The 12,452-nt window shown below is 64.2% G+C and carries 13 protein-coding genes; 5 read left to right on the top strand and 8 right to left on the bottom strand.

Annotated elements, in window-relative coordinates; all coding sequences use genetic code 11:
- On the top strand, positions 1-275 hold a 275-nt coding region (locus tag L6639_RS22835), incomplete at its 5' end, for a hypothetical protein (RefSeq protein ID WP_237863872.1).
- A 16-nt stretch (positions 276-291) separates the two neighbouring features.
- Here L6639_RS22835 and L6639_RS22830 read toward each other — a convergent pair.
- The 4 genes from L6639_RS22830 to L6639_RS22815 all read right to left on the bottom strand — a co-directional run bounded on the left by L6639_RS22830 (position 292) and on the right by L6639_RS22815 (position 3,635).
- Complete coding sequence (locus tag L6639_RS22830; protein WP_237863871.1) at positions 292-636, bottom strand: DUF1491 family protein; 345 nt, start codon at positions 634-636, stop codon at positions 292-294.
- Positions 637-689: 53 nt separating this feature from the next.
- Positions 690-899, bottom strand: a complete 210-nt coding sequence (locus L6639_RS22825; RefSeq protein WP_237863870.1) for a hypothetical protein — start codon at positions 897-899, stop codon at positions 690-692.
- 152 nt (positions 900-1,051) lie between these two features.
- Positions 1,052-1,777 (bottom strand): peptidoglycan-binding domain-containing protein, encoded by a 726-nt coding sequence (locus tag L6639_RS22820; protein ID WP_237863869.1) that lies wholly within the window; start codon positions 1,775-1,777, stop codon positions 1,052-1,054.
- Positions 1,770-3,635 (bottom strand): PAS domain-containing sensor histidine kinase, encoded by a 1,866-nt coding sequence (locus L6639_RS22815; RefSeq protein ID WP_237863868.1) that lies wholly within the window; start codon positions 3,633-3,635, stop codon positions 1,770-1,772. The genes L6639_RS22820 and L6639_RS22815 overlap by 8 nt, the downstream gene beginning before the upstream one ends.
- Positions 3,636-4,022: 387 nt before the next feature.
- Here L6639_RS22815 and L6639_RS22810 point away from each other — a divergent pair, with 387 nt between their 5' ends.
- Entirely contained in the window at positions 4,023-4,460 is a 438-nt protein-coding gene (locus L6639_RS22810) for a DUF5330 domain-containing protein (RefSeq protein ID WP_237863867.1), read from the top strand.
- A 69-nt stretch (positions 4,461-4,529) separates the two neighbouring features.
- On the top strand, positions 4,530-4,958 hold the full coding sequence (locus L6639_RS22805; RefSeq protein WP_237863866.1) for a SufE family protein: 429 nt from the start codon (positions 4,530-4,532) through the stop codon (positions 4,956-4,958).
- A 119-nt stretch (positions 4,959-5,077) separates the two neighbouring features.
- Here the strand turns inward: L6639_RS22805 and L6639_RS22800 are convergent, their stop codons facing one another.
- Positions 5,078-5,494, bottom strand: coding sequence for a Ros/MucR family transcriptional regulator (locus tag L6639_RS22800; protein ID WP_237863865.1), 417 nt, complete (start codon positions 5,492-5,494; stop codon positions 5,078-5,080).
- Between the two features lie 163 nt (positions 5,495-5,657).
- Positions 5,658-6,533 carry a DUF308 domain-containing protein gene (locus L6639_RS22795; protein ID WP_237863864.1) on the bottom strand — a complete coding sequence of 292 codons (876 nt, stop codon included), beginning with the start codon at positions 6,531-6,533 and terminating at the stop codon, positions 5,658-5,660.
- A 314-nt stretch (positions 6,534-6,847) separates the two neighbouring features.
- On the opposite strand from L6639_RS22795, the gene L6639_RS22790 reads away from it, so the two are divergent.
- On the top strand, positions 6,848-8,497 hold the full coding sequence (locus L6639_RS22790) for a glycosyltransferase family 39 protein (RefSeq protein ID WP_237863863.1): 1,650 nt from the start codon (positions 6,848-6,850) through the stop codon (positions 8,495-8,497).
- Between the two features lie 127 nt (positions 8,498-8,624).
- A complete protein-coding gene (locus L6639_RS22785) occupies positions 8,625-9,404 on the top strand; it encodes a class II aldolase/adducin family protein (protein ID WP_237863862.1) in 780 nt (259 codons plus the stop codon).
- Between the two features lie 206 nt (positions 9,405-9,610).
- On the opposite strand, the gene L6639_RS22780 is transcribed toward L6639_RS22785, so the two are convergent.
- Together L6639_RS22780 and L6639_RS22775 are read right to left on the bottom strand one after the other, a co-directional pair.
- Complete coding sequence (locus tag L6639_RS22780; protein WP_237863861.1) at positions 9,611-11,005, bottom strand: M20/M25/M40 family metallo-hydrolase; 1,395 nt, start codon at positions 11,003-11,005, stop codon at positions 9,611-9,613.
- A gap of 25 nt (positions 11,006-11,030) precedes the next feature.
- Positions 11,031-12,359, bottom strand: coding sequence for a glycosyltransferase family 87 protein (locus L6639_RS22775; RefSeq protein ID WP_237863860.1), 1,329 nt, complete (start codon positions 12,357-12,359; stop codon positions 11,031-11,033).
- Positions 12,360-12,452 lie beyond the last annotated feature (93 nt).

Genomic DNA, 12,452 nt, shown 5'->3' with positions numbered 1-12,452 from the left:
GACAGCGCTTCCTCGACCTCGTCGAAGAGGCGCATCTCACCTTCGAAGGCAAGTCCGACGGTGAAATCGCCTTCGGTGCGCTGAAGGGCTTTCTCGACGTCCGGTACGGCACCCGCGACGGATCGGCCTGCGCCGAGTTCTCATGGCAAGGGCACGACGAAGATGACCCGTCCTGCGGTCGCGGATGGGCTACCATCGGCACTGCGGGCAGGCTCGTCGGCCACTTCTACATCCACAATGGCGACGATTCAGCCTTCGTTTGCGAACGCGGCTGAGTTCTTCAACACCCTGCTAGGTCTTCGCCAGTTCCAGGAAATGCCGCCCCGCGCGGTCTTCGGTCTCGACGATCCAGGCATCCGGATCGAAACGAAGCTCCTTGGTCAGGCGCTCCTCGACGGCTGGCTCCGGCATCGGCTGCGGCGCGGCGGGCACGAAAAAGCGATCGACCGGGCGATCGTCGTCATAAGAGGTCTGTGGGGCCGGCACGTAGAGCAGGGCGTTGCCGTCGAGCAGCGACACTTTGACGAACACCGCGCCCGCCTCTTCGGCGCCGCGATGGCGCACCGCGCCGAACACGCCCTCGGTCTGGCACCGGCGCAAATAGGCCGCGACCCATATGTTGGATTTCAACCGCATGAGTCGGACGATAAGCCAGCGCGACGTGCACCGCCAGTGTCAGCTCGGAATTGTCATGCCTTGCCGACGCCTCGCCCGCCACCGATCTGGCGCGCAACGAGGTATGACAGTGGCATTGCGAGCGCAAACCCCACGGCGACTGCGTACGGGATGTTCCTGGTGGCGTCGGCGGCAAAGCTCGGCACCATCAGCACCACGATGAGGCTGACGCCCGCCAGCACCGTGCCGAGCATGATCCAGACGAGAATCGAGACCTTGAACATGACGACCTCTCTGCCTTGATGAGATGGACGATCATGTTCTTCGAGGCTTCCCGCCGTCATTGATCCCACGCAAATCGCCCTGCGCGATTGCGGCCTGTCACGCCGACGTACGGTCCGCAGATTGATTGGCGTCAATGACAGCGGAGGTTCGACTATTCGACGGGATGACCGATCGCGGCGGCGAGCTCGCGCAGCAGGCGATCCGTCACCTGGCCGGTGACGGGCAACTTGTGCTGGCGCTCGAACGTCTGGATCGCCGACTGGGTCTCGCCGCTCATCGTGCCCGTGATCTTCAAATTGCCGTAGCCGTATTCGGACAGTGCGCGCTGCACCCCGGCGAGGCGGCGCGCCGCCGGGCTCTGCTGCGGGATCGGCGCCGGCGGCCGCGCGACGGCGACCGCAGACGGTGCCGGCGTGGGTGCCGTGGCCTTGATCACCAGATTGGTCATGGGATCGCCCGAGCGCGGCGTCGAGGCGGTCGTTTCAGTGGGCTTCTCCGGCGCCTTCTCGGCGGGCTTCTCGGCCGGTTTGGGCTCGACGCGAAACTCGGTCGCCTTCGGCTCGAGCGGCGAGGTATCGGCGCCGACGGGGCGCGGGCGCGGCATGGGGCTGGACAGCGAGGCGGGCGACGGCGCCGGAAGATTGATCACGGTGCCGAACATCGGCGCCGGATGCCGGCCGGTCTGCAGGAACAGCGCGTTCGCCACGATGGCGCTGATGGCCGCAGCAGCGACGAGGCCGGCCAGCGTGTCCTTGGGGCTATGCAAGAGCATGCGCATCACGAGGTTGCGCTCGGTCTCGACATCGATGACCGCAGCCTTGGCCTTGGCGCCACGGCGGCGCGGAGCAACTTCGTCGTTGGCAGACTTTCTAGGCACTTTTCTTCACCAGAGCAGGTTGGTCCTGAACGTCATGACGCAGCACCGGCGTCAACGTCGCGATCTTGCTCACCGCCGGCTTTGCTTGCGGCGGCGTGTAGACGAGCGGCAGCTTGACCGTGACGGCGGTGCCCTCACCGAGCTTGCTTTGTACCGTCAATTCGCCGAGATGCAACGCCACGAGGCTCTTCACGATCGAAAGACCAAGGCCAGTTCCTTCGTGCCGGCGCTCATAGGTCTTGCCACACTGGAAGAACGGCGCGCCGATGCGCTTGAGATCGTCGGGCCCGATACCGACCCCGGTGTCGCTGATGCGCAGGGTCAACTGCGAAGCCGATGCCGACGCTGACACCGTGACCTGGCCGCCGCGCTCGGTGAACTTGACGGCGTTGGCGACGAGATTGAGCACGATCTGCTTGAAGGCGCGGGGATCGCCCGTCATCACGGGCAGATCCTGCGGCGCGTCGGTGATGAGGTCGATGCCATTCTCGCGCGCCTTCAGCGCCAGCAGATTGCAGCAATGCATCAGCGCGGCGCGCGGCGCGAATGGTTCCGATGCAATCTCGAAATTGCCCGATTCCATCTTCGACATGTCGAGGATGCCGTTGACCACGGACAGCAGATGCTGGCCGGAGGCGTTGATCAGCTCGGCATATTCCTTGCGCTGGGAGGCGGCCAGCATCAGGGTCTGCTCCTGCGCGATCATCTCGGAGAAGCCGATGATGGCGTTGAGCGGCGTGCGCAGCTCATGGCTCATGGTGGCGAGGAAGCGCGTCTTGGCGGCGTCGGCCGCTTCCGCCGCGCTGCGGGCCTGGTCGAGCGCCTGCTCCGACAGCTTGCGATCGGTGACGTCGCGCATCACCGCGACGACTTCGAGATCGGCGGTGACGTCACTGTAATGATTCTGGTGGCGCTGGTCCTGGTCGAGCGGCCGGCAGCGCATCTCGACCCAGATGAAGTCGATCTGGCCGCGCTCGGAACCGATAAGGTCGCGCCGCAGCCGGAATTCGACGCTGCGGACCTCGCCGCGCGCGGCGTCTGACAGTGCGGTGAGATAGGCCGGACGATCGGCGACATGGACGCGATCGAACAGGCCGTGGCCGAGCAATTGCGCGACCGGCATGCCGAGCATGGCTTCCGCCGCCGGCGAGATGAACTGCACCGCGCCGTTGCGCTGATGCCGCGAGATCACGTCGCTCATGTTGCGCGCCAGGAGGCGATAGCGCTCCTCCTCGCGCGACAGCAGCGCGACGCTGGTGCGTGCAAGCGACTCGGCGCCGAAAGCAAGGCCCGCGGCATAGAGCGTTGCGGAAGCGACGCCGAACGCCATCATCATGCCGCGCCCGGTTCCGCTGAATTCGCCAGCCGGCAGCCAGCCAAGTTGGCTGAGCAGGATCAACAAGCCCGCGCATGACAACGCGAGCAGAGAAGCAAAGGCCGCGACCCGGCGCGAGGCCGACAGTGCGGCCTCCAAGGGAACCACGACCAACCAGATCGCGGCGAATGATTCGATACCACCGGTCGTGGCCGCGATCGCCATGATCAGGCCGGCGAGCGCCAGCGACGACAGCACATGCGCGCCTTCATAGCGCCCGGTGCGCGACAGGAACCAGGACAACAGGATCGGCGCGATCAGCCAGGCGAAGGCCGCGACCTCGATCGCGCTCGGCACGCCACGCAGGACCAGATAAACGGGAAATGCGGCAAAGGCGGCCAGGCTTCCGAGAAGCCGCGGCGCCATGAAGGCCCGATGCCGCGCACGCGTCAGCGCATCGTAACGCGCGGAGGGATGCAGCAGTGCATCGAGACAATCGCGGATGATACTCAAAACTGTCACGGGTCTCGCGCTTCGGCTCATTCGTCAAAAGACGCGCCGGAACGCCTCCTTGTCGTTGAGCCACCGTGTCAGAGCGACCTTAAACGAGTGCTAAGGCGGATCGGCCGGCCCCCGAACAGCATGTCATCGCAGAGGTTTTTAGGCGATTTGGCGATGTCATCATCACAGATGGTGAACACAGGGTTTCGCCGTCCCGCTCATGGTTTCGAATTGGTGGATGCGCCGGGCCGGACTACCACGTAGGCCGGCATCAATCGAAAATTTACGAGACCGCGTCTTGCCAAGATTTTCGCGTAAATTTTCTGCGAATTAAGCTCAAGGCAATCACTTGCGATTTATCGAGAGTTGCTAGGTCGCTGGCGCCGCGCGGAGATCGCCGCGGGCCAGATCTAACTACAGGTCGATAAGATGCGCTTTCTGCTCCGCATCACATTCTGGCTCGGGCTGGTGCTGGTGCTCCTGCCGCGGGACAAGACGCCCGAATCGGACAAGCTGCCGAACATCGGCGCTGCCGACGCGGTGCAGGCTGCGACCGCGGCCGTCTCCGACATGAGCCAGTTCTGCAAGCGCCAGCCGGCGGCCTGCGAGGTCGGCGGTCAGGCCGCAACCATCATCGGCCAGCGGGCGCAGGACGGCGCGAAAAAGATCTACCAGATCATCAACGACAAGAAGGAGCAGATCACCAACGAGAAGAACGAGAAGACCGACAAGAAGACGCCCGACCATACCGGCTCGATCACGGTGGCCGGCGAAGGCGATGCCACGGCGAGCGACGCGCCGCACGACACGCTGACCCAGGACGATCTCGCGCTGGAATGGCGCGGCCCCGAGGCGACGGCGAATTAGGGCCCAAATCCTATCGATTTCGACGCTTCGCGTGCCTATATTGGCCTGAACGGGAACCACAGGCCAGCAATGACTTCGATTGACGACATCCGCGAGAATTTCGAGCTTCTGGACGATTGGGATGACCGCTATCGGTACGTCATCGAGCTCGGCCGCACCCTGGAACCGATGCCCGAGGCAGAGCACTCCGCCGCGAACAAGGTGAACGGCTGCGTCAGCCAGGTCTGGCTTCAAAAGCTGGTCGATCGCGGCAATGGCGCGCCGATCCTGAGATATCGCGGCGACAGCGATGCGCATATCGTGCGCGGGCTGGTTGCGATCGTGCTCGCGCTCTATTCGGGCCGTACGCCGCAGCAGATTCTCGATACGGATGCGATTTCCGTGTTCAACGAGTTCGGCTTCCGCGACCATCTGACGCCGCAGCGCTCCAACGGCCTGCGCTCGATGGTGGAGCGGATCAAGACGGATGCGAGAGAGGCGTTGGCGGAAGCGTCGTGAGGACACTTCCGCAGGGTGGGCAAAGGCGCGAAGCGCCGTGCCCACGAATCTCTCATTGATCGCACTCAGAACGTGGGCACGCTTCGCTTTGCCCACCCTACGAGATCTTGAGCGCGGCTCTACTTCCCCTTCTTCCGCTGCTGCTGACCCAAGCCCATCTTCTTAGCCAGCTGCGAACGGGCCACCGCGTAGTTCGGCGCGACCATGGGATAGTCGGCCGGCAGGCCCCATTTCTCGCGATATTGCTCGGGCGTCATGTTGTACTGGGTTCGCAGATGGCGCTTCAGCGATTTGAAGCGCTTGCCGTCTTCCAGACACACCAGATAATCGGGCGCGATCGACTTCTTCAGTGACACCGCTGGCTTTGCCGGCTCGTGCGGCGCCTCGACGCGGCCCGACGACACCCGCGTCAACGCCCCGTGCACCTGGCTGATCAGGTTCGGAATCTCGCCGGCCGGCGTCGGGTTATTGCTGAGATAGGCCGAGACGATGTTCGCCGTCAGCTCGATGAAATTCTTGCCCGCGGCATCCGACATGGGCGCGCCCTCTCTCCAATCCGGCTCCGTCGCGCTGCATTGGCGGCGGTGAAGTATTCTCTGTCAACAATACGTTTGGCCGAAATACGACGACTGGCGAACATGAACCGATTACTGATCTCGCGACAATAGCGGCGAGACTTTACTTGAACGCGACAGGTCTTCAGCCTCCGCGCTGGTCGAGATGGGCGCGCAGCTCGTCGATCGAGGCAAAGCGCATCATGCCTTCAGGCATCTGCGCCTCGATCGAGCCGTCGGAATAGAGCGAATAGGCCATGCCGTCGACGACGCCGGATTTGAGCACCGTCACCTGCGGCTGTTCGGCCGGCGGCGACTCGGGCGCTGGCTGAGGTGCGATGGGCGGAGGCGCAGCAGGCTCGAAGGTCGATGACGGGCGCGGTGGCGGTGGCGGCGGTGGACGACGCGCCGCCGGTGGCTCAGGCGGCCGCGCGCGGTCCGGCTTCGGCCAGGCATCGTCGAAGCTCGCATGCGGCGCTTCCGGCGCGGCGGGTTCTGCGGGAGCCTGCGGCGGCTCGGCAGCTTTCGCCTCGGCACGCTCACGCTCCTTGCGCGAGCTCGAGGCGAACATCAGGTTCCGCTTGCGCGGTGGTTCCGGCACGGCGGGCGGCGGAGGCAGCGGAGGGGCTTCCGGCTCGGCCGGCGCCTCAGCACGCGGGCGCGCGGGCGCTTCAGCCTGCCATGGTGGCGCGGCGGGCGGTGGCGGCTCCGCGCGCATGGCTGGAGCGGGCTCCGGCGCAGGCGCACCGAGCCCATTGGGCGAGGCAAGGCCCGGCGGCAGCACCGGCCTGACGCGAACCTCCGAGGCCGCGGCTGTCCCGGCCAGGCGGCGGGCGATGGCCTGCAGCTCGAGCAGCACGACGTAGAGTCCTATCAGTAACATACCGGAGCAGACGCCGATCGTTCCGCTCGTTATGAGCGTGCTGCCGAGGCTGAAATCCCTGATGGAATAGCCAAAAGCGACCGCAAGGAGGCCCGCCAGAACGGCGAAAATCCCAGCGATCAACAAAGCCACACTCATCGAACACACCCCCGGCCGCGCATCCATGCGCGACACCCGCTACGCCACGATACCGTCATACTGCGTTCCACGCCAACGACCAATTGGCGCCACTGTTCCTAAAGGGAAGGATATCAGGGACTTATTCACATTCCCTTCAGCAATGGTCCGCTAGCTCTCATGGGCTGCCAAGCGTATCGGAAATTGCTGCGTCGCATCAGGAATTTAGCCATAATGCCCAATTACTTGGTTATGGAACTGCGCTATAGGGATTCCGGGGAGCAGGCCCGCGCGCACCAGCAGGGCCACGAGGGGATTCCGGGTCACCAATAGCCATGACATCCATCACGACTTCGGCGATCGACACGCCTCAGGGGCGCTCGGTTGAACGGACTTGCGACGACCTTGCCATGCTGGTGCTGGCTGCCGTCGCCGTCATCGCAGGCCTGACCTTCCGCGACTACGGGCTCGGCTGGGACGACTACACCCACGCCGAATATGCCGACCTGCTGCTGCGCATGTACGGCTCCGGCTTCAGGGACACCTCCGCCCTCTCCTTCGCCAATCTCTACATGTATGGCGGCGGCTTCGACATGGTCGCAGCCCTGCTGCACAAGATTCTCCCGCTCGAGCTGTTCGAGACGCGACGCCTGGTCGGCGCGATCGTCGGCGTGATCGGTCTTGCGGTGACATGGCGACTGGGCCGCCGCATCGGCGGACCTCTTGCGGGCCTCGCCGCGCTGCTGCTGCTCGCGCTCTGCCCGATCTTCTACGGCCACATGTTCATGAACCCGAAGGATGCGCCCTTCGCGGTGGCGATGATCATCCTGATGCTCGGCCTCGTCAGGCTCGCCGAGGAATATCCAAAGCCCTCGCCGCGCACGATCCTGATCGTCGGCTTGGGAGCCGGTCTCTCGATCGGCTCGCGCATTCTCGGCGGGCTCGCGCTGGTCTATGCGATGATCGGCTTCGTCCCGCTGTTCCTGGAGGAACTGCGCGGCGAGGGCGTCCGCGAGGCCGCCAGGCGGTTCGCCCATGTCGTCTACGTGCTGCTGCCCGGCCTTGTGCTCGGCTATCTCGTGATGGGCCTGATCTGGCCGTGGTCGATCATGGAGCCCGGCAATCCCTTCGAGGCTTTGACCTATTTCTCGCACTTCTTCGAGAAGCCCTGGAAGGAGATGTTCGACGGCGCGATCGTGTCCGTGCCCGACATGCCCTGGTCGTATCTGCCGACGCTGTTTGCGCTACAGCTTCCCGAAGTGATGCTGGTGTTTATGACCGGCGCCATCATCGGCACCATCGCCATGTTGCCGCGCCGCGCGGTTCCAGCACGCCGCAAGACCATCCTTTTGATGCTGACGCTGGCAGCGACCCTGCCGCTCGCGATCGCGATGGTGAAGCGTCCGGCGCTTTACAACGGCATCCGCCATTTCGTGTTCGTGATCCCGCCGATGGCAGTGCTCGGCGGCGTCGCCTTCGCCTGGACCATCGAGCGCCTGCGCGCCAACCATCGCGCCTGGCAACCGGCCGTGCTCGCACTGTTCTGCTTCGGTCTCGCGCTGCCGCTGGCCGAGATGATCCGGCTGCATCCCTATCAATACACCCATTTCAACCACATCGCCGGCACCGTGCGCGCCGCCGACGACCGGTTCATGCTGGACTATTGGGGCCTCGCGCTGAAGCAGGCCTCCGACGAATTGCGCGAACAGCTGGTCGAGCGTCAGGAAGTTCCGCCGCGCAATCGCAAATGGAAGGTCGCGGTGTGCGGTCCGCAGCGACCGGCCCAGGTCGCGCTCGGCCCCGATTTCACCATCGGCTGGGATTCGAATGCGGCCGATTTCGCCATGACGCTCGGCGAATTCTACTGCAAGGGCCTCACCGCGCCTGTGATGGTTGAGATCAAGCGCGACGACGTGGTGTTCGCCCGCGTCTACGACATCCGCGGCCGCAGCATTTCCAGCCTGCTGTCGATCCCGGCACCGTAAAATTCGCCTCCACCGCAGCCCGCTCCATGCGGGCTACGCTGAACTGCCGCGCTTTGCCCGCCTTGCTGCCGGCTTCACCCGAGACTACGCTCCCCCTCCGCAACAACGAAGTTCGGAGAGATTTGCCATGTCGCCAGCGGAAGCCCGCCTGAAGGAAGTGCCGTCGAACATGACGGAGGCCGAGTGGCAGCAACGGGTCAATCTCGCCGCCTGCTATCGCCTCGTCGCGCTCTATGGATGGGACGATCTGGTCGACACCCACATCTCGGCGCGCGTGCCTGGCCCCGACCATCACTTCCTGATCAACCCCTATGGGCTCATGTTCGACGAGATCACGGCCTCGAGCCTGGTCAAGGTCGATCTGCACGGCAATCAGCTCTCCGAGAGCGAGTACAGCATCAACCCGGCCGGCTTCACCATCCATTCGGCGATCCACGAGGTGCGCGAGGACGCGATCTGCGTGCTGCATCTCCACACTCTGGACGGCACTGCGGTATCGAGCAGCGCCGAAGGGCTCTTGCCGCTGAACCAGACCGCGCAGCTGGTCACCCACGACCTCGCCTATCACGACTATGAAGGCATCGCGCTCGATCACGACGAGCGGCCACGGCTGCAGAAGGATCTCGGCAACCACAACCACATGCTCCTGCGCAACCACGGCACGCTCACCGTTGGCCGTTCGGTCGCCTCCGCCTTCGAGCGCATGTACCATCTCGAGCGCGCCTGCTCGATGCAGGTGCGCACCCGCGCGCTGGGCACGCCGGTCTATCCGGTCGAGCCGATCGCGATCGAGAAGAACACCGAGCTGCTCGCCAACCGCGACAATGCCGAGCTGCGCTCTAACACCCTCGTATGGCCACCGCTGCTGCGCAAGCTCGACCGCGAGCTGCCGGGCTACCGGTCTTGAGATTTTCATGAATGTGAGGTAGTGTTTTCGTCGAACGACCTCTGCACGTTCTGGAATGAAACGCCGTCCAATCCCGGGCGGCGTTTTTGTTTTGGGCACACCGTCATTGCGAGGAGCCCTCGCGACGAAGCAATCCAGACCGATCCCCAGAGGGATTCTGGATTGCTTCGCCACGCTCGCAATGACGAGGAGAGTGTTTTGCGCCTTTACTTCACTTCCGCGAGCGCCGCGAGGATTCTTGCCCAGGAGCGGATGCCCTTCTGGAAGCTGCGCAGATCGTACTTCTCGTTCGGCGAATGGATGTTGTCGTCGTCGAGGCCGAATCCGACCAGCAGCGAGTCGAGCCCAAGCGCACGTTTGAAATCGGCGACGATCGGGATCGAGGCGCCGGAGCCCATCAGCACGGTCTCCTTGCCCCATTCCTCGGTCAACGCTCGTTTGGCCGCAGCAAGCGGCTTCATGTTCCAGTCGAGCGCCACGGCGGGCGCGGCGGAATGGTCGCCGAACTCGACCTTGCAGTCGCCAGGAATCCGGGCGGTCACGTAATCGCGGAAGGCCTTGCGGATCTTTTGCGGGTCCTGCCCCTGGACGAGGCGGAACGAGACCTTGGCCGAGGCATGCGACGGGATCACCGTCTTGGAGCCCTCGCCGATATAGCCGCCCCAGATGCCGTTGACGTCGCAGGTCGGACGCGTGGACGCCTGCTCGACCATCAGCCGCCCCTTCTCGCCAGCGGGAATCGACAGGCCGATCGGCTTGAGAAACGTCTCCGGCGTGAAGTTGAGCTTCTTCCACTGCTCCAGGATCTCCGGCGGCGTATCCTTCACGCCATCATAGAAGCCGGGAATGGTGATGTGGTTGTCGTCGTCGAACAGCCCGCCAAGGATCTTGGTGAGCACCCGGATCGGGTTCATGGCGGTGCCGCCGAACACACCGGAATGCAGATCGCGACTGGCCGCGGTGATCTTCACCTCTTCGTAGAGCAGGCCGCGCAGCGCCGTGGTGATCGCCGGCGTGCTCGGGTCCCACATGCCGGTGTCGCAGACCAGGACGTAATCGGCTTTGAACTCGTCCTTGTTGGCCTCGACGAACGGCACGAAGTTCTTGGAGCCGACCTCCTCCTCGCCTTCGATCAGGAAGGTGATGTCGATCGGCAGCGAGCCCGTCACTTTCTTCCAGGCGCGGCAGGCCTCGACGAACGTCATCACCTGGCCCTTGTCGTCCTCGGCGCCGCGCGCGACGATGATCTTGCGGCCGTCGGCGTGATCCGTGACTGCGGGCTCGAATGGCGGACGGTGCCAGAGCTCGAGCGGATCGACCGGCTGCACATCGTAATGGCCGTAGAAGATCACATGCGGCCGCCCGCCCGCCTTGACCTTGCCGACGACCGCGGGATGGCCGGCGGTCGGCCTTACCTCGGTGGCGACGCCGAGGCTCGCAATGTCCTTGGCCAGATGCTCGGCTGCCGCCTTGCAATCTCCGGCATAGGCCGGATCGGCGGAAATCGACTTGATCCGCAGCAGCGAGAACAGGCGCTCGAGGCTGTTGTCGAAGTCCTTGTCGATGTGATCGAGCACGGATTGAAGCTGCGCATTGGCCATGGTCGGATGTTCCGCTTTTGGAGTCTCAGGATGGCTGTGATTTTAGCCCTGCCGCGGCGTCGGAGCTAGCCGCATCAGGCGGATGGCGGATGTGCCAGGCAAGCGCAAGGGCGAGGATCGCCGTGGCGACGAGGTTGTTGCCCCAGGCCTGGATGGCGTTGGGAAACGGCGGCAGCGACAGCAGCATGAGGATGCCGGCCGCGCCGAGCGCAAGCCAGGTTCCCAGCCGCACCTTCGGCCTGATGTCGAAGGCGGCCCGATGCATCAGCACCGTCAGCGGCAGGAACAGCCACATGAAGTAATATTGTCGCGCCAGCGGCGAGGCCACCGTCATCAGACAGAACAGGATACCAAGCTCCTCGGCATCCGATCGCGCCGTTCGTTGCCGTTCTGACGGCATGAGTGCGATAAAGCCGAGCCCGAGCAACACCGATACCGCGAGCACGATCCAGTTCGCCGTCCTGTAGTCCACGTCGATGACATTCATCGTATGCGCCGGCTTGCTGGGATCCTCCAGATTGAAGTTGATCGGCCGAACCAGGCGGTGCGTCACGGCAATGATGGACTGGTTGACCCACGACCAGTTCTGCTCGTCGCGCTGGCCAAAACCCTTTTCCGAGCTCGAGCCGACCATGCCTTGGTACCAGGTCTTGAGCTCGGCCGCGTTGCGCTCGAAGCCGCGGATCGGTGCCGGCACGACGTAGAGCAGGATGCCGATGAAGGCGAGCATGCCGACGACCGCCGCCCATTGCCGACGCCAGACCAGATAAGGCAGCACCGCGATCGGATACATCTTGATGGCGGTGGCGAGCGCGAACATGAAGCCCGCCAACCAGGACCGCCGATGCTGGAGGCTCCAGAAGCCGTAGAGCATCATCGCCAGCAGAACGAGGTTCGGCTGCCCGAGATCGAACATGTCGAACACGAAGGTCACGGTGACGAGCGCCGGCAGCGCTTCGAGCCACGGACCGGGCTTGCGATCCGATCCGGTCATGGCGTTGGAAAGCATCCCCGTGTACCACCACGCCACGGCGTTCAGCACCGACAGCACGATATAGAGCGGGATCTTGCCGAACCAGCTCGGGATCGCGAGCAGAATCGCCGACAGCGGTGGATAGATGAACTCGAAATATTCGTGGACGTCGCTCGGATAGAGCGAGCCGCCATGCAGCACCTGCTGCCCGGCCCAGTACCACAGGGAATAGTCCTTGGTCTTGCCGTGACCGAAGATCTCCGGCCCGAGGACATCGGCGGTCAGGATCAGGCAGCAGAGCAAGAAGAGCAGGTCCAGCGGCGCACGCAGCGAAAGAGCTCGGAGCGCACCGGGTTTGTTGGGCGAATGGGCTGTGGTCACAATGCCTTCAATCTGCGGCCGGGAGAGTGTCGATATATGTCTACCCAGACACAAGCCGCAAGTCTCTCCCTCGCCCCGCAGGCGCGAGGTGAG

The organism is Bradyrhizobium zhengyangense, from assembly GCF_022012555.1.
GTDB classification, from domain to species: domain Bacteria; phylum Pseudomonadota; class Alphaproteobacteria; order Rhizobiales; family Xanthobacteraceae; genus Bradyrhizobium; species Bradyrhizobium zhengyangense.
The sequence above is the reverse complement of the archived record's forward strand: the minus strand, read 5'-3'. Positions and strand labels throughout refer to the sequence as shown.

Bases quoted from the DNA above. Each gene is read 5' to 3' on its own strand.
- L6639_RS22815 (WP_237863868.1), bottom strand. From the start codon at position 3,635: ATGAGCCGAAGCGCGAGACCCGTGACAGTTTTGAGTATCATCCGCGAT.
- L6639_RS22795 (WP_237863864.1), bottom strand. From the start codon at position 6,533: ATGAGTGTGGCTTTGTTGATCGCTGGGATTTTCGCCGTTCTGGCGGGC.
- L6639_RS22825 (WP_237863870.1), bottom strand. From the start codon at position 899: ATGTTCAAGGTCTCGATTCTCGTCTGGATCATGCTCGGCACGGTGCTG.
- L6639_RS22780 (WP_237863861.1), bottom strand. From the start codon at position 11,005: ATGGCCAATGCGCAGCTTCAATCCGTGCTCGATCACATCGACAAGGAC.
- L6639_RS22805 (WP_237863866.1), top strand. From the start codon at position 4,530: ATGACTTCGATTGACGACATCCGCGAGAATTTCGAGCTTCTGGACGAT.
- L6639_RS22800 (WP_237863865.1), bottom strand. From the start codon at position 5,494: ATGTCGGATGCCGCGGGCAAGAATTTCATCGAGCTGACGGCGAACATC.
- L6639_RS22790 (WP_237863863.1), top strand. From the start codon at position 6,848: ATGACATCCATCACGACTTCGGCGATCGACACGCCTCAGGGGCGCTCG.
- L6639_RS22785 (WP_237863862.1), top strand. From the start codon at position 8,625: ATGTCGCCAGCGGAAGCCCGCCTGAAGGAAGTGCCGTCGAACATGACG.
- L6639_RS22810 (WP_237863867.1), top strand. From the start codon at position 4,023: ATGCGCTTTCTGCTCCGCATCACATTCTGGCTCGGGCTGGTGCTGGTG.
- L6639_RS22830 (WP_237863871.1), bottom strand. From the start codon at position 636: ATGCGGTTGAAATCCAACATATGGGTCGCGGCCTATTTGCGCCGGTGC.